This is a genomic window from Pedobacter kyonggii (assembly GCF_004310665.1).
In the GTDB taxonomy this organism is placed as follows: domain Bacteria; phylum Bacteroidota; class Bacteroidia; order Sphingobacteriales; family Sphingobacteriaceae; genus Pedobacter; species Pedobacter kyonggii.
The window spans coordinates 166042-191637 of record NZ_SIXF01000007.1 but is presented as its reverse complement, the minus strand read 5'-3'; the positions used below and the strand labels follow the sequence as shown (position 1 = coordinate 191637).

General features: G+C 39.8%; 17 protein-coding genes. 2 read left to right on the top strand and 15 right to left on the bottom strand.

The window, feature by feature from the left end:
* Positions 1-298: 298 nt before the first annotated feature.
* Positions 299-1789, top strand: coding sequence for an L-arabinose isomerase (araA, locus tag EYS08_RS10100; RefSeq protein WP_131029913.1), 1491 nt, complete (start codon positions 299-301; stop codon positions 1787-1789).
* Between the two features lie 190 nt (positions 1790-1979).
* Here araA and EYS08_RS10095 read toward each other — a convergent pair whose 3' ends face one another.
* The 3 genes from EYS08_RS10095 to EYS08_RS10085 all read right to left on the bottom strand — a co-directional run bounded on the left by EYS08_RS10095 (position 1980) and on the right by EYS08_RS10085 (position 6231).
* A complete protein-coding gene (locus tag EYS08_RS10095) occupies positions 1980-3005 on the bottom strand; it encodes a zinc-binding alcohol dehydrogenase family protein (RefSeq protein ID WP_131029912.1) in 1026 nt (341 codons plus the stop codon).
* A 74-nt stretch (positions 3006-3079) separates the two neighbouring features.
* Positions 3080-3868, bottom strand: a complete 789-nt coding sequence (locus EYS08_RS10090; RefSeq protein WP_131029911.1) for an SDR family oxidoreductase — start codon at positions 3866-3868, stop codon at positions 3080-3082.
* Positions 3869-3969: 101 nt separating this feature from the next.
* Positions 3970-6231, bottom strand: coding sequence for a DUF5703 domain-containing protein (locus tag EYS08_RS10085; protein ID WP_262711728.1), 2262 nt, complete (start codon positions 6229-6231; stop codon positions 3970-3972).
* On the opposite strand from EYS08_RS10085, the gene EYS08_RS10080 reads away from it, so the two are divergent.
* Positions 6203-7051, top strand: coding sequence for a hypothetical protein (locus EYS08_RS10080; RefSeq protein ID WP_165456414.1), 849 nt, complete (start codon positions 6203-6205; stop codon positions 7049-7051). The two genes, EYS08_RS10085 and EYS08_RS10080, sit on opposite strands and share 29 nt — an antisense overlap.
* Positions 7052-7054: 3 nt before the next feature.
* Here EYS08_RS10080 and EYS08_RS10075 read toward each other — a convergent pair whose 3' ends face one another.
* The 12 genes from EYS08_RS10075 to EYS08_RS10020 form a co-directional block, all read right to left on the bottom strand.
* Positions 7055-8482: a sialate O-acetylesterase gene (locus tag EYS08_RS10075; protein WP_131029909.1), complete on the bottom strand. Its 1428-nt coding sequence runs from the start codon at positions 8480-8482 to the stop codon at positions 7055-7057.
* Between the two features lie 148 nt (positions 8483-8630).
* Positions 8631-10694 carry an aceric acid hydrolase gene (locus tag EYS08_RS10070; protein WP_208745835.1) on the bottom strand — a complete coding sequence of 688 codons (2064 nt, stop codon included), beginning with the start codon at positions 10692-10694 and terminating at the stop codon, positions 8631-8633.
* A 37-nt stretch (positions 10695-10731) separates the two neighbouring features.
* Complete coding sequence (locus EYS08_RS10065; protein WP_131029908.1) at positions 10732-11322, bottom strand: hypothetical protein; 591 nt, start codon at positions 11320-11322, stop codon at positions 10732-10734.
* 25 nt (positions 11323-11347) lie between these two features.
* Complete coding sequence (locus EYS08_RS10060) at positions 11348-14791, bottom strand: glycosyl hydrolase (RefSeq protein ID WP_131029907.1); 3444 nt, start codon at positions 14789-14791, stop codon at positions 11348-11350.
* Positions 14792-14909: 118 nt separating this feature from the next.
* Positions 14910-16202 carry an L-fucose:H+ symporter permease gene (fucP, locus tag EYS08_RS10055; RefSeq protein ID WP_131029906.1) on the bottom strand — a complete coding sequence of 431 codons (1293 nt, stop codon included), beginning with the start codon at positions 16200-16202 and terminating at the stop codon, positions 14910-14912.
* Positions 16203-16276: 74 nt separating this feature from the next.
* Complete coding sequence (locus EYS08_RS10050; protein ID WP_131029905.1) at positions 16277-16717, bottom strand: MaoC/PaaZ C-terminal domain-containing protein; 441 nt, start codon at positions 16715-16717, stop codon at positions 16277-16279.
* Positions 16718-17036: 319 nt separating this feature from the next.
* Positions 17037-18119 (bottom strand): Gfo/Idh/MocA family protein, encoded by a 1083-nt coding sequence (locus EYS08_RS10045; RefSeq protein ID WP_131029904.1) that lies wholly within the window; start codon positions 18117-18119, stop codon positions 17037-17039.
* Positions 18116-19354, bottom strand: a complete 1239-nt coding sequence (locus EYS08_RS10040) for an extracellular solute-binding protein (protein WP_131029903.1) — start codon at positions 19352-19354, stop codon at positions 18116-18118. Before EYS08_RS10040 ends, EYS08_RS10045 begins: the two co-directional genes overlap by 4 nt.
* Complete coding sequence (locus tag EYS08_RS10035; protein ID WP_131029902.1) at positions 19347-20510, bottom strand: CaiB/BaiF CoA transferase family protein; 1164 nt, start codon at positions 20508-20510, stop codon at positions 19347-19349. Before EYS08_RS10035 ends, EYS08_RS10040 begins: the two co-directional genes overlap by 8 nt.
* Positions 20511-20605: 95 nt before the next feature.
* Positions 20606-21757 carry a CaiB/BaiF CoA transferase family protein gene (locus EYS08_RS10030; protein WP_131029901.1) on the bottom strand — a complete coding sequence of 384 codons (1152 nt, stop codon included), beginning with the start codon at positions 21755-21757 and terminating at the stop codon, positions 20606-20608.
* Entirely contained in the window at positions 21754-22914 is a 1161-nt protein-coding gene (locus tag EYS08_RS10025) for an ABC transporter substrate-binding protein (RefSeq protein WP_131029900.1), read from the bottom strand. The genes EYS08_RS10030 and EYS08_RS10025 overlap by 4 nt, the downstream gene beginning before the upstream one ends.
* Before the next feature lie 98 nt (positions 22915-23012).
* Complete coding sequence (locus EYS08_RS10020; protein ID WP_244215920.1) at positions 23013-25595, bottom strand: glycoside hydrolase family 2 TIM barrel-domain containing protein; 2583 nt, start codon at positions 25593-25595, stop codon at positions 23013-23015.
* Between the last annotated feature and the right edge of the window lies 1 nt (position 25596).

Genomic DNA, 25596 nt, shown 5'->3' with positions numbered 1-25596 from the left:
TTTTGGAAAGCAATTGTAGTGGTGCTTGGGGAACTAAAGCCCCGCCATTCGCTATAGTCCCGATGAAGAATCGGGAGCTGCCGCTGCTGTCGGGTTTAACCTAATAAGGTTTACCTAAGTAACCTAAACCTGATTGGAGTGGGCATGAACCCAACCGCAGGTGGCTGAATAAAACGGAAAGCAGGACTACCCTAACCGATGAAATACGGAACCTTGCTTTTCAAAAAAAGAATATGGATAATGTTCTGTGAGGACACAGACCATGGCATTAAATAAATTAAAAATAACATAAATAGTAATGATTGATTTAAAAAAATTACAAGTTTGGTTTATTACAGGTACGCAACATTTGTACGGTGAAGAAACCTTAAAACAAGTAGCGGAGCACGCTCAACAAGTGGCCGATTCGTTAAACCAGAACGGAAGTATTTCTGTTTCGGTAGTGTACAAGCCGATTGTAAAAACAACCGAAGAGATTTTCGAAACCTTGCAACAAGCCAACATCGATGAGAACTGTATCGGCGTAATTACCTGGATGCACACCTTCTCTCCTGCTAAAATGTGGATCAGAGGCTTAAATGTTTTGCAGAAACCATTATTGCACTTACATACGCAGTTTAACCGCGACATTCCATGGAATACCATTGATATGGATTTCATGAACCTGAATCAAAGTGCACATGGCGACCGTGAATTTGGTTTCATGGTTTCGCGCATGCGTAAAGACCGTAAAGTAGTTGTTGGGCATTGGCAGGATGAAGAAGTAGCTAAACAGATCGATACCTGGTGCAGGGCTGCTGCCGGATGGCACGATTGGCAAGGCGCCAAATTTGCCCGTTTTGGCGATAATATGCGTTATGTTGCGGTTACCGATGGCGATAAGGTAGAAGCCGAAATGAAATTTGGTTTCGCGGTAAATACTTATGGTATAGGTGATTTAGTAGCGGTAATTAATGGAATAAGTGAGGAGTCTATTCAAGCGTTAGTAAAAGAATACGAAGCGACTTACGAGATGACTGCTGATTTAAAAGTTGGCGGCGCCAGACATTCATCTGTTTACGAAGCGGCTAAAATTGAACTGGGTTTAAGAAAATTCCTGGAAGACGGAGGTTTTAAAGGTTTCTCTGATACTTTTGAAGATCTACACGGTATGATCCAGCTACCAGGAATTGCTGCACAACGTTTAATGGCCGATGGTTATGGCTTTGCTGGTGAAGGTGATTGGAAAACGGCAGCTTTGGTACGTGCCTGTAAAGTAATGGGTGCTGGTTTAGTGGGTGGAAATGCGTTTATGGAAGATTATACGTATCATTTCGATCCGGCAAACTCGATGGTTTTAGGCTCGCACATGCTCGAGGTTGATGCTTCATTGGCGAGTGGTAAAGCGAGTTTAGAGGTTCACCCTCTAGGTATTGGCGGCAAAGCAGATCCTGCACGTTTGGTTTTTAACGTTGCTGGTGGCGATGCTTTAAATGCATCTTTAATCGATATGGGCAACCGTTTCCGTTTATTGGTGAACGAAGTAAAAGCTGTTGAAGCTGAACATGATTTACCAAACTTACCGGTAGCCCGTGTATTGTGGAAACCCCTACCTGATATGAAAACAGGTTGCGCAGCATGGATTTATGCTGGTGGTGCCCACCACACCGCTTACAGCCAGAATTTAACTACCGAGCATTTATTGGATTTTGCGAATATTGCCGGCTTAGAATATGTAAATATTGGTGCCGATACCAAAATCAATCAATTCAGGAATGAATTGCATTGGAATGAGGTTTTTTATAAATAATTTGGATAATTAACGCTCAATCGAAAAGCCGATAATCTTATGGTTATCGGCTTTTTTATGTGATTATCATTCTGTGATTGTCATCCCCTTTGGTCTTCCTCCTGAACTTGTTTCAGGATCTTTGAAAATGAATATTATGTATAATGGATGCTGGACTAAATTCAGCATGACGCCCCCAGTAAAAGTATGGCTAAAGTTTATTTCCTACACTAACCATTGCTTTAATCACCCCATTCTTTGGATCTAACCAGGTTTCAAACTCATCTTTGACTTCCTCAAATTTAACTTGATGCGTAATATAGTTGGTAGGATTAACCAAACCAGCTTTCATTGATTTGATTACATGTTCAAAATCTTCAATAGTGGCATTTCTACTGCTCATTAATGTCGATTCGCGCTTGTGAAATTCAGGATGGTTAAAAATTAAATCTCCTTTCTGCAAGCCGATTAAAACGAACCTTGCTCCATGTGCCATATAGTTTATAGCATTGTTAATGGCCTTCTGATTACCTGTAGCATCGATTACAACCGTTGGCATATCACCATTGGTAATATCGCTAAGTTGTTGCACAACATCAGGTGAAAGCGCATTAACCACATGTGCTACCTTTAATTTATCCTTACAGAATGCCAGGCGGTCTTGGTTAATATCTAATGCGATTACGTTGGCCCCGGCAATTCTGGCGAATTCCATTGTGCCTAAACCAATTGGCCCGGCACCAATAACAAGAACAAATTCTCCAGGTTGAACATCTGCCCTACGGACCCCATGTGCACCGATAGCTAAAGGTTCAACTAAAGCGAGTTCATCATAACTCAAACCCTCGCCATGTAAAAGCGTTCTCGATGGAACCTGCAAATATTCGCGCATTCCACCATCAACATGTACACCACAAACCTGCATTTTAACACAGCAGTTTGGTTTGTTCATTCGGCAGGCAATGCATTCGCCACAATTAAAATACGGGATAAAAGTAACAGCCTCTCCTATTTTGAAACTGTTGGCTCCATCGGCTTCAACCAATTCGCCAGATAACTCGTGACCTAAAACTCTTGGGTAGTTAAAGAAAGGTTGGGTACCTTCAAAGGCATGTAAATCGGTTCCACAGATACCGATTCTTTTAATTTTTATAATGGCATGGTCTTTTTTAAGCTCAGGTTTTTCTGTTTCTGAATATTCGAAAGTTCCAGGTGTAGTACAGGTAAGGGTTTTCATTTTTAATGAAGGTTAATCGTATAAATTGGTTAATCGGTTAACTGTAATTTGCAAACTAAAAACTGTCAACTGAACTAGGCGTTCGCCAAAGCTCTGTCTAAATGAACATAACCGCCATCAACATGGATAATCTGTCCGGTGGTATGACTTGATTTGTTAGACATTAAAAAAGCTGTCATGTTTGCAATTTCTTCTGCAGTTGTCATTCTGTTTTCCAATGGAATTTTTGAAGTGATTTCTTTTAGTTTTTCTTCTGCATTATCCAAAGTCTCTATCCAGGTTTCGTAAGCAGGTGTCCAGCATTCGGCAACCACTACAGCATTTACACGGATGCCATATTTTAATAATTCAACAGCCCACTCGCGGGTTAATGCATTTCTACCACCATTTGCGGCAGCATAAGCCGAGGTATTTCCCTGCCCGGTTTCTGCTGTTTTTGAAGTGATGTTTACAATAGCACCTTTGCTTTTAATCAATTCTGGCAAGGCATGGTGTGCCATTAGATAATAATGCACTACGTTTTTATGTAATGAAGCCATAAAGTCTTTATAATTTCCACTTTCTAAACCTACTCCATCGTTAACGCCGGCGTTATTTACTAAACCATCAATCCTTCCAAATTTAGCAACGATTTCTTTAACTACTTTTTCGCAATCATCTGGATTGGAAAGCTCTGCAACAAATTGTTCTGCTTGTTTGCCTTGTGCAACAATTTCATCAACTACTTTTTGGTTATCTGCTGCTTTTCTACCTACGATTATGGCAATTGCATTTTCCTTAGCAAATACTTCTGCAATGCTTCTACCGATGCCTTTTGCAGCACCGGTAATGATAATAACTTTTTCTTTTAATTGTAAATCCATGTTTCTTTTTAAAATATTTTAAAGCGTTCGTCATGCTGAATTAAGTTCAGTATCTATCTTGTTGTTCAGATCCTGAAACAAGTTCAGGAAGACGATACCATTTATTTAATCATATTAATTACATCTGCTTTCCTTGATTCCGGAAATACCTTTAAATCTATTAATTTTCCATCTTTTAAAGTGCCTTCAACGGTGGTTTGATAAGGCGCATAGAGCTTGAAATGTACATCCCACTCTTTAGGCCATGCAGGGTAAAGATAAATCTTTTTTCCGTCTACCTGCATCAGCATTTCCTGTAAACCGATCATACCGGAGCCGCCCCAATTATGGTCTGGCGTCCAGTCAAAGCCTGGTCCCCAGAATGCCGGGAATCTCCTTCCCGAGTCTTTTAACTTTGCGTTGGTTAATTTTGCAGCATCTTCAGTTAAACCTAATCTTGCTGCAAAAATATTATCCTGTTTCCAGCCTATATAACTGCGGAATTTCAATACATCAGTATCGTATTTAAAGGTATTGATAGCGGTGTCTAAACCAGGTTTACCAATTCCATAAATGCCCCATGGATAGACAGGATACAACTGCGGACTTTCGGTATTGTTAATGCGCTCCCAAAGTTTTGCCGGAGCAATCGTGGTGCGACCGTCAAATGCCCTAAAACTGATGGGTGGAATGGTTTTTAGCATGGTTTCCCATTCCGATTTTTGCTTTTCAGATAAATTGGGACGCTCCAGAAGTCTTTCCAAAACGGTTTTTAGTGCAATAATGGTTGAGGTGGAATTGTAGGCCATTTTATAGGTTTCGGCAGCAGACCCAGGATACAGAACTAAATGTCCATCGGCATCTAAAGCTTTCGCACCACGTTGTTTGGCTAAATAAGTGTAGTGCTCTTTGAAAAAGGTAAGTGAACTTTCAATCAATGGAAGATATTTTTCGATGTTATTGCCATTATACCTTTCTGTTTCCAAAATCATCATACAAAATTCTAAAACAGTATCCCACTCATATTCTAACCAGGCATTGTGTTCCATGCCTTTGTTAAAATCGGCAGGACGTTTCCAACCATATTCTGCTGGATTTGGTAATCCGAAATTTTCCAATTGCTCTGTAAAACTGGCGCCATTGTGCCCCCAGGCAGATTGGGTTCTGATTTCAGCATTTTTCAACAAATCCAGATAGAAATCGAACTGAGGTTTCATCATTTCAAAGTCGCCGCTTTTTAACATCGGCCAATAGACTAAACGTTGGTTTTGTGCGGTGTGCGTTCCTCCTCCCCAGTTCCTGAAATCGGGTGTATATTTCAGTGCCGTATCAGTAAGTTGTGGATCGAAGGTAAATAAACCGCCATTAAATTTCGTGGGGTATTTGCCAAAGGCATTGCAACCCAACATATACCTGAACAGCTGATAATTTTTAGCCGATTGATTGGCTGATTCATCTTTCGAATTGATGTAAATGAAACTCTTTTCAAAGTAATCATTCCACCATTTTATACTGGATTTATGATTGTTGTTGATTTTTAATGAAGTTAACTGTTTTTCCCAATCAGAAATTGATTCTGTTGTAGCCGTATTTAAAGTAATGGTAATGTTGGTAGAATTTGAAGGTTTTTTACTTTTCAGCGTCCAGGCTTTAAAAGGCGTATTTAAATAGATGCCTTCACAATTCCCTACCGGAAACAGGTTATCGCCCTGCATTGAGCCACCGAAAATCAGGTTTTTTAGCGGATTGAACAATTCGGCCTTTCTATCATCAAGACCTTGCTGTTTCACCGTAATATCGAATACAGTTTCGGGTTTATTTTGATGGTAAAATTGAATGGCATTGTTTTTAAACGCAATTTCATCTTTAAAGGTTTTTACAATGCCCTTAGGTGCCCATTTATACGAATTTTGGTTGTTCTCTTTGCCCTTTGTAATGCGGTCTTCAAAGCGCCAGCTTTCGTAACTGGCTTCTGTTAAGGTATTTTGGCTGGATTTAATGTCTAAATGAATAACAGGATTAAAAACATCTACCCAAACATTGATTTTTGTATTTAATTTACCATTTGAACCTGAGATCTGCGCGTAACCATCTTTTAAAATCAGTTCTTGTTTAAATGATTTCCCCTGGAAAGGGTTTGGGGATAATTTGAGTTTTACACGACCAAGTTTAAGTAAGGTATTGTTTTCGTCGAAGGTACCGCTTTTGGATAGATAGAGGTAAACATTACCATTTTCTACCCAGAGGTTAAGGCTGATATCGCCGCCACCTACAGGCATGGATGCTGATGAATTAAGGCTTTGAGTATTCCAAACAACGTTATTTGAGGCTTTTTCTTGCGAAAAAGCATCTGAGGTGAGGAAGCACAAAGAAACGGAGCACACCAAGAAAAGGTTGAGGTTTTTTGACCATGTAAGAACATTTAAGTTGCTAAATGAAATACTTAGTGTGCTTTGTGCCTTTGTGGTTAATGTTTTTTGGACTGTGGTATTTGACCACCTAAGGAAGCTGAGGATACCTAAGGCATGGTTCAAAAACTTTGACCATATAAGATATATAAGAACATTTAAGTTTCTAAAAGAAATACTTTGTGTGCTTTCTGCCTTTGTGGTTAATGTTTTTTGGCTTGTGGTATTTGACCACCTAAGGAAGCTGAGGATACCTAAGGCATGGTTCAAAAACTTTGACCATATAAGATATATAAGAACATTTAAGTTTCTAAAAGAAATACTTTGTGTGCTTTCTGCCTTTGTGGTTAATGTTTTTTGGACTGTGGTATTTGACCACCTAAGGAAGCTGAGGATACCTGAGGCATGGTTCAAAAACTTTGACCATATAAGATATATAAGAACATTTAAGTTTCTAAAAGAAATACTTTGTGTGCTTTCTGCCTTTGTGGTTAATGTTTTTTGGACTGTGGTATTTGACCACCTAAGGAAGCTGAGGATACCTGAGGCGTGGTTCAAAAACTTTGACCATATAAGATATATAAGAACATTTAAGTTTCTAAAAGAAATACTTTGTGTGCTTTCTGCCTTTGTGGTTAATGTTTTTTGGCTTGTGGTATTTGACCACCTAAGGAAGCTGAGGATACCTAAGGCGTGGTTCAAAAACTTTGACCATATAAGACATATTAGGGCATTTGAGGCCCTAAATGAAATACTTTGTGCTTTTAGTGTCTTCGTGGTAAAATTCATTTTATAATTATTAATTCTCCCAATCATCTGTACGGAATGAGGAAACGGGTAAGCCATCGTTCCCAAATAAATCGCCGGTTACAAAATCTTTGAAAGCGTAGCGAATGGCTGCAGGTGCTTTAACTTCGGGAGCAGAAACCGTTATGCTGCTTCCTTTTATAGCCGCTTTTGCTGGATAAAATTTCTTATCGGCGCCAGCAATTTCGAATAAAGATAGTTCTTTACCAAAAGCAGTTAACCCGTTTGATACATTTTGAAACTTGATCACAGCAGTATTCTTTTCGACAGTAAATGATTCGTAATTAGGGCTTAATGCACCAAAACCTTTTATACCATAAGTTTGAGACAAGGCCAGATAAGCCAAACGGGTTCCGCCCTGTTTTTTGTTTGCTGGATGGATTGACTTTTCCTCGCCGATATCCATTAAAACTGCCATCCCCGAATTTGGAATTTTAGTTAGGGATTTACGTTGTGCATCCCGTAAAAAGGCCGAGTTAAATTTCCCACCAACATGATAAGGCGGCAATTGGGCATAGTTGTATGGCGCGATTTGCGCATAATAGAAAGGAAAATCGCCATTATCCCAATTTTTTCTCCAGGAAGAAACCATCGCAGGGAATAAATCCTCGTAGCGGTCTGGACGTTCATAATTTGATTCGCCCTGATACCAAATGGCACCTTTTATGCCATAACCGATTACAGGAGAAAGCATGCCATTGTATAACGTTGTGGGCGTTCTGCTTACTTCTTTTATACTGTCGGTTTTTGAGGGGATTTTAACCTCGGGGAATGCTTTTAAATCCTCGGGCGACATCCAAGCCTCAATTGTAGAACCGCCATAACTATCGTTGATGATCCCGATAGGAACATTTAACATTTCGTTTAATAAGGAACCAAAGTAATAAGCGGTTGCGCTAAAATTGGCAACGGTTTCTGGCGCAGCTAATTTCCATTGCGAAGCCTTGCTGTTTTCTTGTCGTTCGGTGATGGAAGAACGCGGAACAGTGTAAAGCCTGATGTTTTTATTGGTAGATTTTAGAATGACCTCATTGGAACCAATTATCGGCTGACTTTTAAAACCTTTCATGGGCATTTCCATGTTTGATTGGCCACCACAGAACCAAACTTCACCAATTAGAATATCGGTCAGGACAAGTTTTTCACCATCATTTAATTCAATATGATATGGGCCTCCGGCTGATGGAGTCTCAATTTTTATTTTCCATTTACCGGCCTGATCAGTAATAACGGTATAGTGCTGTTTGTTCCAGGAGGTATTGATTTTTACCTTGGTAGCGGGTTTGGCCCAGCCCCATATGGCAACATTGCTTTGTTGTTGTAACACCATGTGATCGGTAAAAATCGACGCAGGCTTTACCATGGCTGATGCGATGAGGCAACATGCGAAGTTTAGGAATATGAAGAGTTTTAGTTTCATTTTTGTTTTTTCTGCTTTAAAAATATTCGTCATTCCCGCGCAGGCGGGAATCTTAATGCAACCTACAGCCCCTACCAAGGCATTAGGATTATCTCCGATGAGCACTTCGTGGTTCCCAATCAAGTTGGGAATGACACCCCCTATTACATTATCTACTCACCGGCAGCCATACCGACATTTCTGAATGCCCTCTGTTTCCCCATGCAAAGTATGGCACCAGTTTAATTTCTGTTGTTGTATTTTTATCTTCAATCGGCCTGTACAACACATTTTTCCAATTGTTTGTCGTTACTATTTTTGCATTTCCTACTAAACTCATCATTGCGGCACCATCGATATTAATTGGCTGGACCTCAAATTTGGTTGAAGCCGGAATAAAAGCATTAAAAATACTTTTGCCGGGTAAATCTGTCGATTCCAGGCAGTAAACAATTGGTCCGCGTTTTACCGCTACCTGGTTCCTGTTTTCTTCAACCAAAGGATTAGCTTCAATCAAAGTGGCATCCATAGGGAGGTTTAATTCTATTATATCGCCTTTTCTCCAAACGCGACTGATTTCTGCATAAGTTCCGGAAACGGCTTTAAGATTTTCAGTTTTTCCATTGATTGTGACCTGTGCGTCATGTGTCCACGAAGGGATTCTCAAAAATAGTGAATAAGCTTTATTCCCTATTTCCTTAATGCTGATTTTGATCTTCCCATCCCAGGGATAATTGGTTTCTTGCGACAAAGAAATTTTCTGACCATTACTTAAAGTAGTATTGAGGTTATTGCCGCCAAATAAATTAAACCACAATCCTTTATCTGAAGTACTGTAGGCATAATCACTAACTTCTACAATCGTTCTGACTACGTTTGGTGGACAGCAATTGGATAATGCGATATAAGGCACCCTATCTTTCGACCAGCGTTGTTTAAAAGGTAAATCGTCTGACTGTGCCAAAGGATTGGTGTATAAAAAGTTTTTTCCATCCAAACTGATTCCAGATAGAACGCTATTGTGCAAAGCCAGTTCCATTACATCAGCATATTTGGCATCACCGGTAATCTGCAACATGCGCCAGTTCCAAAGTACGTTACCAATGTTGGCGCAGGTTTCGTTATGCGCAGTAAAATTGGGCAATTGAAAATCACGACCGAAAGCCTGGTGGATTTTCTGCACATCGGCCGGATTATAGGATGTGCCATCGGGCGAAGTTCCATCATAAAGCGAGCCACAGCCGCCCGTAATGTACATTTTGTGCTGATTGACATCATCCCACATTAAATTCAATGTTTTTAAAAGAGAATCCTTACCTGTTTCAGCATATAAATCTGCTACCCCGGCATACAAGTAATTAGCCCTTACAGCATGCCCCATGGCTTTCGTTTGCTGCAAAAATGGGATACGATCCTGGTTGTCGTCCGTTCCGTCATTAATTTTACCTTTTATGGCAATTAAATGCTGTGCCAGTTCTAAATACCGGGGATCTTTCGTAGTGCGGTACATTTCTACCACGCCCATATAATGCGATGGACAAATGGCATTTCGTGCCAATGTTGGTGAAGCAGATTTATAGAAATTATACAGATAATCTGTCGCTTTTTTAGCAATGTTGAGCAAAGTAGTTTTTCCAGTTGCACGGTAATGGATGCAGCCAGCTGTCATTAAATGGCCTATATTATACGATTCAAAGCTCAACCTATCCTGAAACTGGTTTTTAGAGCCCGTTTTGCGCTGCTCAATCATTGCTTTGGTATAGATGTAGCCATCGTCGCGTTGCGATTTACCGATTACCACAATGGCTATATCCATCATTTCGTTCAGTTTTGGGTTTTTGGTTGAAGCATATAAAACAGCTACAGCCTCCAAAGTTTTATAATAATCGCCATCATGGAAAGATGGACCAGCATGAGAGCCTGTATCTAAACCTGCTGCAATTTTGAAATTTTCAAAAGCATGACTGATCTTCGGATCGTTATAAATGGCCCACATATTGGGTACCATCGTTTCGGTGGCCACTTTAAAGCGGTCGGCCCAAAATCCTTTTGTCCAGGTTACATCCGCCATATTGATGCTGTGCAATTTCGCATAAGGCGAATTTGACGTATTAACCAAAGGTTTGTCTTGTGCTTTAGCGCTTAACGTTAGAAAAAGCGTTACACAAATAATTACCTGAAGTCGTAAAGTCTGCAGGACAAAATTTTTGGTTATATGGGGTAGCTTTTTCATTATTTTTTAGTTTTTAAACTGCAAATGTTTCTTGTTATTAATCTAATTTATTGCCAAAAGTCCTTAGATTCTGAAGGGTAGGTAATGGCCTGATCATTATTTTCTTTGTATTTTTCTTTAAGATTTTTTCGGAACCCAATAACATTGTAGTTTCCGTTCTCACTCCTGTTAAGAGATTAAATACAGTCTCGGTTGTCGAATTTTTCCCATCATAAACTACACTAGAGACTTTAATCAACTGAAAAGTTCCATTTTTGTAGCTGAATTTATACGCTAAGCGAACATCATTTTTTTCAGTGTTCATTAATAAAAATCCGTTTTCAATAAAAAAATAAGGGATTTGATTTTTAGTATGTACACCATTTACATATTGGGGTTCAATTACATCAGTTGAAGAGAAAACCAATTTAAATTTCTTATTTGGCTGTAAAAAAAATATTTGTAACCTTAATGGAACCGCTGTATCTATCGTATCCATCATAATTACGGTTTTGTCGATCAAACCATCTTTATTTAAATCGCCCTTTTCTAACCTGATCTGGACATTAAAATTATCCTTTACTTTCTTTTGTTGAGCGTAAACAATAGTTTGGGTAAAAGCCAGAATTAATACAATTATTTTTTTCATTTATTTTGAAATATTAAATTTCCATTTACTCTTCCACTTGTATCACTACTGGCCCTAATAATCCTGCAGGATTTAAAGCTTTACCTTCCAACCGGAAAGGTGCAGTTGTTTTGGTAATTCTTTTATTTTCTGGCAATTTGTTATCGCCTATTAAACGGTTAGCCCAGGTATTTGTCACTTCGATGGTAATTTGGTTCTCGCCTTTTTTAATGGCCTTACTGATTTCTAAACGGTGCGGAGCAGTCCACAATGTACCGCAGTTTATTCCATTGATTTTTACTTCGGCAATACTGGAGAATTCGCCTAAATCAAGCCAGATTTTATTTTTAAGATCTCCGTTGAAGGTGAAGTTTTTGCTATAGGTTGCAGTTCCAGAATAATATTTAACCAAGCTATCGTCATTTAATGTCCAATCGGTTAAGTTGTTAAAAATGACAGGTTTTGATGGGCCAGCATAAGCAGGATCGAATTTGGCCTGCCATGATCTGGAAATATCTATATCTGTCTTTTTAACTTTTTTTCCTTTTGCGTCTCTTAATTCCTTCTCTGCGCTTTCCGAATAGAAAGAATAAACACCTGGCGTATCTAAAATCACAAAGATTGATTGATTTGGATACATCGTTAAATTTAAACTTGTTCCGGCAATAGTATTGTTGACCCTATGAAGTGTAAACCAGGTATTACTCACCGCATCGTAAGTTTTTACTGTTTTTTTGCCGTTCCTTAAAGTTAAGTAAACTTCTCTTTTTCTATTTTCCTGATTAGTAATAAAATAAATCTCCTTTTCTCCATCAATTCTGTGTGCATAACCTATACCCTTTGCATAACTTCTACCTGCCTTATTATCTATTTCATCGTTCACATCGAAATCTCTTTCCAAACCCAGGGCATCAAAAGTTTCCCCATAAAATGGTGCTTTAAAAACTGGGCCTAAACCTAACTTTTTCTTATAAACTGGTCGACCATTATTTTTATAAGACTCGAAATTTCCTTCCCAGATTTCTTCTACAATTCTATCAAAAGCAGTTTTGTTAACTTGTTTTAATCCAGATTGATACAATGGCTTATCTCCAATAATTACTTTAGCGCCAGCCTTGATTAATGCTGAGAGTTTTTTAACCGTAGAATAACTCATATACTGATAATTAGGGTTCATCTTCATATTACCCGGTATCACCAAAATTTTGTAAGTTGCGTTACGCTCAAAAACTACATTACCATCTTTTACCATTGCTGTACTTAGTACATCCGGATTAAAACTATCATAAGCATAACCCCGCAATGGGTTTACCCAATTTTCAGGATCAGCCATATTTGCAGAGTGGGTTACACCGGCAGGGATTTGCCTTAAAGGTTCACCAACATTTGCAAGTCTTTTCTGCTCTGCTTCTACTACAGCTGCGCCAAAAATGCCGGGTAAGGTTTCAACCAAACGATCAGGCAATATGGAACGGCGTGGCAATTCCTCACCGGTAAAAACGGCGATATCTACAACAGGTTTTCCTTGTTGTAACAGGTTTTGCGTTCTTTCTGCATAATCTACCCATGCTTTACCAGCCTTCCACCAGGTTTGATCGCGTTGGAAATATAGGCCAACACCATCTAAGGTCATTCCAGGTTTCCGATCTGTCCAGGGATTATGTGTAAAAACGTGATAGACGAGTTTATTGATCCCGAGGGCATAATTACGATCCTGTAAAGTTTTCATATTGGCTGGACTTTCGTTCCAGTCCATTCTGACTGTTGTAAAAGCCTCGGCCTGGATAATGTTTTTACCATAAATATGTGCTCCAGAAATAGCATCCAACATATCATTTGGTTTGTCATGCGTAGGGCTATTTAACCAAAATTCGCCCATGGGCACATCAACCGTTTTGTAATGCATCAATCCGTCACTCATCATCGTTGGTGCAATACTTTCAGCAGTAAAAGTTACGCCCTGATCCTTTGCCAGTTTTGCAAGCGTTTTATAAAACTGATCTACCACCAATTCTGAAATCGTTTTTCTAACATCGTAAAGGAAATTTTCTGACACGGATACATTCTCTACAGGTAATCCGGTCATGATGGGTAAATAAGGTGTTAAATCGTAACCTCTACGCTTTAAAAACTCTGCTTTGAATACTGGCGACCAATTCTGGCTGCCACATTCCCAACTGTCTACATGGAAAACACTTAAAACTTTCTTGGCTATTTCTGGTCCGCCATGTTTTAAAGCTTCACCATACCAATTGTCGAACTGTAATTTTACTGCTTCCGGATTAAATTTATCACATTCCAATCCTTTTCCACCGCCACCTGTTGCATTGGTATGCCCGGTTGAAGTATGACCAATCCGTAAAATTGTCCAATTGCCTTTCGGTGCTTTCCAGTTTAAGGTTCCATCTGGATTTAATTTATCCGTTAGGTTAATGATCTTATTCAAGGGCACACAAAGTTTTTTGGCAATTTCTGCTTCAGAGCTTCTCTTACTGATCCGCCAAACAGAACCGTTTTTGCCTTCGAACTGGTTGAGCTGTGCTTCGGAAGATAATTCGAGGTTTACGAGTTTTAATGATGGCTTCCATTTGGCTGCATCCAGATCCTCTGAACCTGGTTCTGATCCCTTTTTATCATAAATAAACCTGAAAAACTTAGCAGTGGTAGGCACAATGGAATGGGTAACATCTTCATCGGTATCCTGCCAGCCATGACGGGGCGCTTCCAACCTACCTACTGATCGGAAATTTTTTCCATCATCACTTACCTCGATAGCCAAACGTTGTGCCTGATAGTTATTTCCGCTTACTTTAATGGTCACCGTTCTGCAGGTGAAAGGTTTTTCAAATTCGTATTGAATGTAGCATGGTTCATTTGAACCAAAGTTTTTCTTATTACCTGGCTGAACGAGACCAGTGGCATCAGCACCATTGCTTGCTGTAATTTTTGGGACAACCGTTCTTGTTGAAATGCCTTCACCAATTGTTGAAGGGTACGCGTAAACGGCAATATCTTTATAATAATTTTCTTTTGATTCTGGTTGAGGTAAATTGATCTTAGTAGCTGTATTTCTGATGTTTATTTTAGACCAAACTACTTTCTGCATCGATAATTCAGGTGTTATCCAAGGGCCACCCGCTAAAGCAAAACCATCACTTACATGCATACCCAGTTTTAGGTTTAAACGTTTGGCCTCACTCATGGCAAATTCAACCATTTGCCACCATTCGGGTGTTAGTTGAACTGCAGGTGGCGAATAAACAGGTGTTTTATCTGGCCCTTGAATGCTCATTAAATAAGCACCCGAGATGCCGTTTGATTTCATGGCTTCCAGGTCGGCTGTGATGCCGGCTTTCGAAACCGCACCTTTAACCCAATACCAAAATACCCAAGGTTTTGCACTTTTATTCTGTTGCGCTAAAAGGTTCGCTGAAAAGCCAAAGCAAAACAACAGCATGAATATTAAAACCTTGCTAAACCTAAATTTCATTTTTTTTTATTTTATAAATACAAAAGGTAGCTTTCAACCCGCGAAACAATCTTTATTCGAGAATAGATTGCTTCGTAGTACCTCCTCGCATCCGATAGCTATCGGATGATGTTAAATTTTATTTGTGTGCAATTTTATAACCCCGTAAGCCGAAATAAAGGACGAAAACAAAACAAACCAAAGGGATGCTATAACCGACCTGAATATTGTCACCATACATATCGATTAAACTACCCATTCCAAATGGTAAAATTGCGCCACCCACAATCGACATGATCAACCATGAAGAGCCCGGTTTAGTATCATCACCTATACCATCGATTCCTAATGCAAAAATGGTTGGAAACATAACCGACATAAAGAATCCGACAGCACCTAAAGCATAAACCACATAAGAACCTTTCCCTAAAATGGCAACTAAACACAATAAAATAGAGATTACCGCATAAATAGCGAGCAGTTTATTTGATGATACAAAATGCAAAATCGCAGTTCCTGCGAAACGGCCTACCGTAAATAAAAGGCCATAAATAGCTAAGTAAGACGCCGCTGTTTTTTCATCAAATCCCCCGCCTTGTTGAGCCATTCTAATGAAAAAGCTGGTTACACAAACTTGTGCACCAACATAGAAAAATTGAGCTACAACTGCCCATCTTAAGTGTTTATGGCGTAATGCACCAAAAAAACTGCCCTTAGCTTCTCCATCAATACTTTTTGTTTTAATTTCCGGAAGGTGGATAAAGTAAAATACAGCAGCTATTATCAATAAAACGATGCCAAGGGAAATGTATGGTGTTTTAACTGATGCTGCCTCTTCTAAGAAATAACTGTTTCTACCAGCCTCCGTCATGGCCGCTAATTCATCTTTGGTGTGCGATTTCCCTGAAAGGATAAACAGTCCGCCAATCATGGGTGCCACCATTGCGGCCAATCCGTTGAAAGATGCAGCAAGGTTTAATCTACTTGTTGCTTTTACAGGATCGCCCAATACAGCAGCATAAGGATTAGCAGAAGTTTCGAGCATGGTTAAACCACAACCGATAATGAAAAGCGCAATCAAAAATGTAATGTATGATAAGTTATTGGCGGCAGGAACAAATAAAAATGCACCAAAGGCAAAGGCCAACAAACCTGATATCATAGTTGCTTTATAACCCCACTTTTTCAAAATCATTCCGGCTGGAATAGCCATTAAAAAATAGGCAAAGAAAACAGAAGTATCAATCAACGTAGATTGTCTGTTATTGAGGTCACATGCTTTCTTTAGGTGCGGAATCAGGATGGAATCGAGGTTATGTGCCATTCCCCAAAGAAAAAATAAGCTGATTACGAGTATAAACGGTAATAGATACTTCTTTCCTGACGACGGATCGCCCTCAGTTACAAATTCTGGCTGTGTGTTGTGGTTCATTATATTTGGTTTTTTTTGTTTGAATTGGCAAAAAAGATTGCCGCGTCGTTCCTTCTCGCAATGACGATTTTATCTTACTTTTTCTTCACCACCAAAAGATGGTCGCAGACTAGAACAACCTCTCCGTGCTGGTTAACGATTTCTACATGCTCGGTTACGGTGCCATATTCGGGTCTTTTGCTCTCTCCTTTTTCAGAGATCGTGATTTCAGAATGAATGGTATCGCCAATGAAAACCGGTTTTACGAACCGCAATTTATCATAACCTTTGCTCATGGCTTCAGGGTTAATTTCTGAAGCTGTTAAACCGATCCCAATGCTAAAAATCATGGTTCCATGAGCAATTCTTTGTTTGAACGGTTGTGTTGCACACCATTCGGCATCCATGTGGTGGGGGAAGAAATCGCCGGTATGACCTGCATGAACTACAAAATCGGTTTCGGTTATGGTACGACCTAAGGTTACACGTTTATCCTGTAATTGATAATCTTCAAAAAATGTTGATTTGAAATACATCTTATTATTTTTTAATTTTTCTTTGTCTTAGCCAGACGGGCTCTTTTCTTTTGACTGCAAAAGAAACAAAACGCCCAGCTTAAAATTTATTCATTTGTATTATAGTTTTCAGCTGCATTCATGAGGGCTTCGCCGTTTTCTTTTAAAGAAACTGCGTTGGCCTTGACAATGCGTTCCGAAAAATTTGTTAGGCTGGATTTAAGTGGAACGGTTTTTAGTGCTTTGGCCTTTCAAACTGCAAATAGCATCCGTTCATATATTGTCCGATTCCTAAATCATATTACATCTACTCGCTTATTCCCTGCCTCACAATAAGGATTTAATTATTTAATCGTTCCTTAATCTTTACGCCACCAATATCACTCGATTGGTAGGCACTTTCTACCACAGCCATGGTTTGAATCACATCCTCTACACTGGTATGTAAAACATCGCTTGAACCTTCATTATAACGCATCAAACTGGCCATTGTACCAATAAATGCTTCTGGAAACCAGGAACCATCTAATTTAACAGCCTGCCATTCAGGAGTTTTTCCGTCTTCTACAATACAGTATTCAAAAACATCGGGTACCCCATGCGGATAATCCATCAACAGGCCAATTTTAGCAACTATTGCGCCTTTGGTTCCCTCCCATTTAATATAACTTTCCTGATGATTTGGACCAAAATCGTGATCGTGATTGGTGTTAATTACTGCATGCATCGTATCTCCATAATCGAATAAAATCGTAGAACGAGATGATGACAAACTTTTCGCCGGATGTTTTAAGGTTTTTGCTAAAATACTCTCAGGATTACCCAAAAATGAACGGATCAAATCGACATAATGAATGCTGTGGTATTGAATTTCTAAACGTGGATGAATAATTACATGCGGAAAAATCTCCCAAGGCGTTTTAATCGTTACGCGGACTTCCATATCATATAATTCGCCGATTAAACCTTTATCAATGATGTATTTTGCCGCACTTACAAATGGCGCAAAACGTAATTGAAAGTTTATAGCTGCTTTTAAATTTTTGGTTCTGCAGAGTTCGAGGATTTCTCTTGCCTGTGTAAAATCATCGCCCATGGGTTTTTGAATTAACACCGCACTTCCATCGGGCAACTGCTTTAATGTTTCGATGTATTGCTCAGGCATGATCGTTAAATCGTAAACTGCATTGGTTGGTGCCAATTTTACAGCTTCGGCCACTGAATTGTATACGTTTGGAATTCCAAAAGCATCAGCCAATTTCTGTGCCCGCTCTTTTGTGCGATTTACAATGCCATGTACTTCAAAACCAGCAATTTTATACGCTGGAAGATGTGCATCTGCCACTATCCCGCCTGCACCAATAATAATGATAGGTTGCTTGGTCTGTGGTAGTTCAGGTTTATATTTGATATCAATACTCATTTGTCAATTTCATTAATCTGGCTCTGTGCACGCTGGATGAGCGCTTCAGTAGCATCGTCGGTATTGATGGCCTGTAGAACCATTTGGTCGATGATGGCGGCAATAGCAGCCCAATTTTGTTTCTGTGGCAACATATTGGCCACCTCGTGCAACTGTTCTAATTTATGGTAATAAGGAATAGCCTGGTTGATCTCTTCATCTTTCCAGGTCGATATCCTGCACCCGATCCCTCCTCCTAACGTGAGCTGTTTATCCTGTTCTGCAGCCAGTGCAAAGCGGAGAAAATCATAGGCAACTCCCTTATTTCTACTACCCTTTGCAATGGTGTAAAGCCAATATACATTTAACGAAGCTGATTTTTTACCTGGATCGGATGGCAATCGTTCCACATCAATTTTTCCTCTCACCTTAGAATCCGAATCTACTTCGCACATGGCTGCAAAACCGAACCAATTGATCATCATGGCGGCTTCACCTTGTGAAAAGGCTATTCCTGCGGCTACGGATTCGAAGGCTGCAGATTTCGGGTGAACAGCAGTTTTATCATTAACGATTTTACGGTAAAAGTTTAAACCATCAATGGCTGCCTGGGTATTGATCTGGATAAAACCATTTTTATCAACCAGTGTACCGCCCCTCGTCCATAATTGCAATGCAAAATCGAAAACGGTATTGTGGCCATCGGGATAACAGGCGAAAATACTGCCATATAAATTTTGTTCAGGACGGTTAAAAAAGCGGGCAATCTGATGAAAATCTTCCCAGGTTTTGGGTATTGCTAAGGCTTTTCCGTATTGCGTCAAGTAATTAGCTTTTTCGGTGTCGTTTTCGAACAGATCCTTGCGGTAAATAAAACATTCAGGTCCATCATGAAATGGTAAGCCCACCACTTCCCAGCCGAAGCGCTGTAGGCCTAAAAGCGATTTGCTCCATCCCCTCGGGAAATCGTCGGGTTTGTTTTTGTTGATGTATGGATTTAAAACTTCGAAATCTTTGCCTGAATAGCCTTCCAAAACCCAATCGGTACTGATGTGCGCAATATCAAAATCGCCTTTTGCCAAACCTTTTTGAGTGATGGTACTGTCGTAAAGTTCGTGTAGGTCCATTACCACCATTTCCAACTTTAGTATACAGCCCGAACGGATACAATATTGCTCCCAGAATTTCTGCATGGCAGCTTCAAATGGCGCAAATTTACGAACGGCTATCCTGAAAGTTTCTACTTGGTTATGCATTTGCAATGGTATGCTGTGTTATAAATTCTTTGATAATTTTTTCATTATCCTGTCCTAATTTTGGCGAACCAATTGCTGAAGTCAATAATTCTCCATCAATACGGATCGGGCATCTGGTGGTTTCGTATTTGTAACCATCAATCATTTCCACTTCCTGAACCATTTTCAACACCTTAAAACCCTCGTGGGCTATTAAAGCATTCCAGTTTAATACATCTGCACACCAAATATCGACAGGTTCTAAAATGGAAAGCCATTTTTCGGTAGTCGACGATAAAAGATGATCGGCCAAAATGGTCTTAATCTCATCACGTTTATCGAATGCCTCGGAGATTTCAATGTAATCTTCCAATTTCTCGCAGCCAAGTAAATTTCCCAACTGTGGAATTGAACCCATCGCCAGGGCTAAATATCCGTTTTCTGTTTGATATATCCCATAAGGAGCCCCTAAATATGCATTTGCATTGTTCTTTTTAGAACGTTGGGGCAAAGATCCGCCATCGTTCATAAAAGTAGTGATGGTTTCAAACTGGAAATCGTAAGCGGATTCCATCATGCTGATCTGTACAAAACCACCTTCGTTTTTTAATGCTTTTCGGTATAAACAGGCCAGGATACCCTGCGCCAGGTGCGCGCCTGCTAACATATCTACAATGGATAAACCCATTGCTACAGGGCCACTATCGGCATTCCCGGTTAAAGCGGTTAAGCCGGTAACCGATTGTAAAAGTAAATCCTGTCCGGGTTTGTTTTTCCATTCCGTGTTGTTGCCATAGCCTGAAATTTCGCCATAAATTAGGGTTGGATTTAAAGCGGTAACGGATTGATAATCGAAACCCAAGCGCTCCATTACCCCTGGTCGGAAATTATGGATCATTACATCTGCTTTTTTAAGCAGTTCGCGTACCATTTCACAATCTTCTTCGCGTTTTAAATCAACTTCAAAACTTTCTTTATTCCTGTTAATGGCATGAAAAACAGATGATTCGCCATTCATAATCAGATTCGAGGTATAAAGCGTACGGCAAATGTCGCCTACACCCAAACGCTCAATTTTGATTACACGCGCACCCATATCGGCCAGGCGCAAACTTGCTGATGGCCCCGATAGGAACTGGCTGAAATCGATAACTAAATAATCTTCAAGCGGTAGCATAATTTGTTTATTTATTCTTAACTCGGCATGCTGAATTTATTTCAGCATCTTTCTTGCTAGATAGACCCTGAAATAAATTCAGGGTGACGCACACTCTAACTCAACTCAAACTCGCTGTTAATCTCAGTCGTATCAAAACCAAGTTTTGGTGCTGCTTTAGAAGCAAATAACTTTTCATTATCCAATCTAATCGGGCTTACAGTTGTCTTCATTTTTTTGCCTTCATCCAAATCCAGTTCCTGTTCAATCTGTAGGCTTTTATAGGTATTCAATGCTGTAGCGGTTTGATAATTTAATACTTCTGCGCACCAAATACCATGACCTTCCAAAAGATCGACCCAATGTTTTGTATCTTCTTTTTTAAAGGTTTCGGCCAGGCGGACAATTAATTTATCGCGGTTTTGGAATGCCGAACCTGCCTCTACATACAGATCGGTAATATCGCAATTGATGATCGCGCAGATATTTGGCAGGTTGCCCATGGCCATGGCAATATAACCATCGTTGGTTTCGTACATGCCATAAGGAGCGCTTAAATAAGCGTGTGCACTGCCTTTTGCTCCGCTTCTATCGGGCAATTTTCCACCGTCGTTTAAGTAGGTGGTTAATACTTCAAACTGTACATCTAAAATGGATTCAAGCAAACTCACCTCAACCAGCACACTTTTATTGGTTTTTGCCCTTTTGATCAAAGCAGCCATAATACCTTGCGCCAAATGATTTCCGCACATAATATCCGAAACTGAAAGTCCGAAAGGAACTGGTCCGTCTACATCAACACCTGATAAAAATGTTAATCCAGAAACGGATTGCACCAATAAATCCTGACCCGGTTTGTTTTTCCATGGGCCTTCACTTCCATATCCGGTTACCATCCCGTAAACAATTTTTGGATTGATTTTTTGAACGTTTTCATAATCCAGACCAATTTTCTCCATCACACCAGGACGGAAATTATGCGTCATTACATCGGCTCTGCTGATTAATTTTTTAAGTCTTTCTAAATCTTCCGGTTTTTTTAAATCGGCGGTATAACTTTCTTTATTCCGGTTGATGGTGTGAAAAAGCAGGCTGTCTTCATCCACAAAAAGATTCTTGATGGATAAAGACCTGCAGGCATCGCCTGTTTTTGGTCGTTCGATTTTAATCACGCGGGCACCCAAATCGGCCAGTTTCAAACCAGCCGATGGTCCTGCCAAAAATTGACAAAACTCTAAAACCAGAAGTCCTTCAAGCGGTCTGTTCATGATAACACTAAACTTTTAGATTGCTGATATAATTTGTTCATAGCTGATAAAACCTGAATCTCATCTCCACCATTTATTAAATAATCGCGCACCACATCGCCTGCATGGTCTTGAAAATACATCGAACCATGGTAACGTGGACGGAGAAAAGCTCTTTGCAAAGCCGGTAAAGTATTCAGAAAATAATACTGACTCTGGCGGTTGACTTCTTCGTTTTTCCATGCGGCCAAATGCCCTGGCTGACCACCACTCTCAAAAAACAAGGTAGACTGACAGGCGGGTGAACCTACAAATTCTACATATTTTGCAGCAATCTCCAGTGCTTCGCATTTAGCAGAAATGGCTAAACCTGTTCCACCCAGTGTACTACGTAGATTGGTTTTACCATCTAAAGAAATCATATCGTGGAAATGCAGGGTTTTGCGTGCATAACCGTTACGCGAGTAGTTTGAATACCCATAAGCAAACGGGCAGTAAGCAATTTCATCGGTTAAAGTCATCGCCTCATAAACCTGGATCGGGTTTCTATCGAAGTTTGCTTTATCTATTTTCGAGGCCAGTTCACGGTACATTTGCAAAGCCCTAACACCAATTTCCTTAGAAACCACCTGCTCATCACCTTGACAAGGATCTTCACCCAAAGAGCAGCAAATGGTATAAAAATTCATTAAAACATCGATGGGAATACCTGCAAAAGCAATCAAACCATTATCGGCAAGTGCCAATAGATCTTCGAATGATTTAGGTAATTCTAAACCCTTTTCGGCAAGTAAATCTGGTCTTGAAGCTGCTATAGGAGTTGCCGCATCTATCGGTAAAGCCCACAGATGTTCATCATAGAAATAACTTTCATAAGATTGACCTACTGAATTTTCTTCCTGATCTTTTAGATAATCTTCAGAAAGATAAAGATCCAAAGGCACGATTGATTTTGTTTTCGCTGCAAAACCTGCCCATGGATGATCGATTACCAACAGATCAAATCGTTCTGCCAACTCCTGGATAGAGAAATCGGCAAATTGCTGCAAACTCCTTTTCTCCCAGGTGATGTTTACATTTGGGTACAATTCAGAAAAACGCTGTGCCGTAGCCACCATCGGCAAAAGTCCGCGGCTATGGTTCCAGGTTATTCCTTTTAAATTTATCGTCTTTTCCACTATATTTTTATCTAATGGCTGGTGTCTCCACCGACCATGTTCTTATTTTAATTTTTTCGGTCGGTGAGACACCAACCGATAGATTCATTTCTTTTATTCTATTTACCTGTTTTTATAATTATTGATGATGATGCTAAACCAGCTGATGAAGCTGTTAATTTTATGGTTCCGGTTTTTTCTGTTGATTGAAGAATGGCTAAACATAAACCATGGAAAGCTTTACGGTAACTGGCTTTAAAAGGTTCTAAACTTGCCTGAAACCCATTATCAACACCTGCAATAAAACCAACACCTTCAACCTGAAAATCAACCAGATTATCTGCATTTGGGACTACGCTGCCAGCAGCGTCTAAAACGCGAACGGTTACAAAAGATAAATCCTTACCATCAGCTTTAATGTTTTTTCTATCAGCGATTAATTCAATTTTTGCCGGATCTCTTGCGGTTTTCACTTCACGTACTAAAACATCTTTGCCACTTTTACGGGATACTGCTTTTAAAGCTCCAGGTTCAAAAGGTACATTCCAGTGCACATGTAAATCATCGCCCTGTTTTGATTTTTTTCCTAGTGATTTTCCATTCAGGTACAATTCTACTTCATCAGCATTATTGTAATACGCCCAAACTTCGACCGATTTTCCTTGTTTCCAGTTCCAATGAGGCAGCAGGTGTAACACAGGTTTATTTGTCCACTCGCTCTGGTACATGTAATAGGAATCTTTCGGAAAACCTGCTAGATCAACAATTCCAAAGTATGAGCTTCTTGCTGGCCACGGATAAGGTAAAGGCTCACCCAGGTAATCGAAACCTGTCCAAACAAATAAACCAGAAACATGATCGTATTTTTTTGCTGCTGCCCAGGTTTCTTCGTGTGTAGAACCCCAATAGGCTGAAACATTGTCGTAGGCAGATGCCGACCACTCGTTATTTCCCTCCGTAAATTTCGTTTTTCCATCTTTTGGCCAACGACGGATGGTATCGGCAGTATCATAAAAACCTCTGGTTTCTAAAGCGGAAGTGGTTTCTGTAGCCAAAAACTTAACGCCAGGATAATTTTTAGGGAAATCTTTATACAGTTTATGGTTGTAGTTTAATCCATAAACATCTAATGCGTTGGCCTGATAGATGAAGTTCTTTTCGGCTTTTGTTTCTGTTAAAGCAGAGACTACAGGCCGGGTTTTATCTAAATTTTTAACGATGCCAACCAATTCTTTTGTAAGTGCGATGCCTGTACTATCAAACTGTTCGCGGATTTCGTTGCCGATGCTCCAAAGGATAACGGATGGGTGGTTACGATCGCGTTTAATCATTTCTTCGAGATCTCTTTTGTGCCAGGCTGGAAAATCGAGGTGATAGTCGTTTTTGGTTTTCTTTTTCACCCACATATCGAAAGCCTCATCCATAACCAGGAAACCCATTTTATCGCATAGATCTAAAAATTCAGGTGCAGGTGGGTTATGGGCTGTACGGATGGCGTTTACCCCCATTGCTTTCATAATTTCGAGCTGACGTTCCATTGCCCTTATATTCACGGCAGCACCCAGGGCACCTAAATCGTGATGCAAACAAACGCCTAAAATTTTCATTGGTTTTCCGTTTAATGAAAAGCCTTTAGCTGCATCGAAATTGAATTCACGAACCCCAAAAGGTGTTGTATATTGATCAATAATCTTTCCATCAGCTTGTGCAATTTCTACCACCAACTTGTACATTGTAGGATAATCAACAGACCATAGTTTAGGGTTAGCTATTCCAAGACCATTTATTGCCATTGTTGTAGAATTTTCGCTTGTATTGAGCGGCCATTCCTTTTTTTGCAGTTGGACATTTTTATCATCCAAAATGGTCGTTAGAATTTTATAAGCACCTTTTGTGCTGAATTTATTTTCAACCTCGATTTCCGCATTTACTGAAGCGATACTTTCACCAGGTTTTAATTTTCTGCTTTCGTTACTTTGACCTTTATCGCCACTGATTATAAAGGTTTTTACAAAAGTGCCATTGCGTTTGATTGAAACCTTTGCTGCAGATGTAAGCCATACATTTCTGTAAATCCCTGAACCTGAATACCAACGTGAATCGGGTTGTGCTGAGTTATCTACCTTAACTGCAATGATATTTTTCCCAGCTTTTAAGAATTTGCTGATCTCGTAAGAAAAAGAGCTGTAGCCGTAAGGCCTTTTGCCCAAGTATTGACCATTGATCCAAACTTCACTGTTTTTATACACACCATCGAATTCGATAGTGATTAATCTATCCTTAAAATTGGCAGGAGCTGTAAATTCTTTTCTGTACCAGCCAATGCCTGTTGGTAAACCACCACCTTCAGGTTTTGCAGGGTTTTTCTCGTCGAATTTCCCCTCAATGCTCCAATCGTGCGGTAAAGTGAGTTTTCTCCATTTAAGATCGTTATATGCTGGGGATTTTGCATTTGGTTCGTCCCCTAAAAAGAATTTCCAATCTTTGTTAAAGCTGGTTCTGGTGCGGGGTTCGGGCGTAATCTTATCTCGATTGGTCGTCATTGCGAGGCACGAAGCAATCTTACTACTATGGATTGGCTGTTCTTTCGCATTAGGATTGCTTTCCCGAAAAGTCGGGACAGGCAGCGCCTCGCAATGACGGGATGCCCACAAACCCAGTGTCAGAAAAATTACAACTTTAAAATTAGCTAGCCTCTTCATG

Excerpts from the sequence above, each read along its gene's own strand:
- araA (WP_131029913.1), top strand. The coding sequence starts at position 299 with ATGATTGATTTAAAAAAATTACAAGTTTGGTTTATTACAGGTACGCAA.
- EYS08_RS10095 (WP_131029912.1), bottom strand. The coding sequence starts at position 3,005 with ATGAAAACCCTTACCTGTACTACACCTGGAACTTTCGAATATTCAGAA.
- EYS08_RS10090 (WP_131029911.1), bottom strand. The coding sequence starts at position 3,868 with ATGGATTTACAATTAAAAGAAAAAGTTATTATCATTACCGGTGCTGCA.
- EYS08_RS10075 (WP_131029909.1), bottom strand. The coding sequence starts at position 8,482 with ATGAAACTAAAACTCTTCATATTCCTAAACTTCGCATGTTGCCTCATC.
- EYS08_RS10070 (WP_208745835.1), bottom strand. The coding sequence starts at position 10,694 with ATGAAAAAGCTACCCCATATAACCAAAAATTTTGTCCTGCAGACTTTA.
- EYS08_RS10065 (WP_131029908.1), bottom strand. The coding sequence starts at position 11,322 with ATGAAAAAAATAATTGTATTAATTCTGGCTTTTACCCAAACTATTGTT.
- EYS08_RS10060 (WP_131029907.1), bottom strand. The coding sequence starts at position 14,791 with ATGAAATTTAGGTTTAGCAAGGTTTTAATATTCATGCTGTTGTTTTGC.
- fucP (WP_131029906.1), bottom strand. The coding sequence starts at position 16,202 with ATGAACCACAACACACAGCCAGAATTTGTAACTGAGGGCGATCCGTCG.
- EYS08_RS10050 (WP_131029905.1), bottom strand. The coding sequence starts at position 16,717 with ATGTATTTCAAATCAACATTTTTTGAAGATTATCAATTACAGGATAAA.
- EYS08_RS10045 (WP_131029904.1), bottom strand. The coding sequence starts at position 18,119 with ATGAGTATTGATATCAAATATAAACCTGAACTACCACAGACCAAGCAA.
- EYS08_RS10040 (WP_131029903.1), bottom strand. The coding sequence starts at position 19,354 with ATGCATAACCAAGTAGAAACTTTCAGGATAGCCGTTCGTAAATTTGCG.
- EYS08_RS10035 (WP_131029902.1), bottom strand. The coding sequence starts at position 20,510 with ATGCTACCGCTTGAAGATTATTTAGTTATCGATTTCAGCCAGTTCCTA.
- EYS08_RS10030 (WP_131029901.1), bottom strand. The coding sequence starts at position 21,757 with ATGAACAGACCGCTTGAAGGACTTCTGGTTTTAGAGTTTTGTCAATTT.
- EYS08_RS10020 (WP_244215920.1), bottom strand. The coding sequence starts at position 25,595 with ATGAAGAGGCTAGCTAATTTTAAAGTTGTAATTTTTCTGACACTGGGT.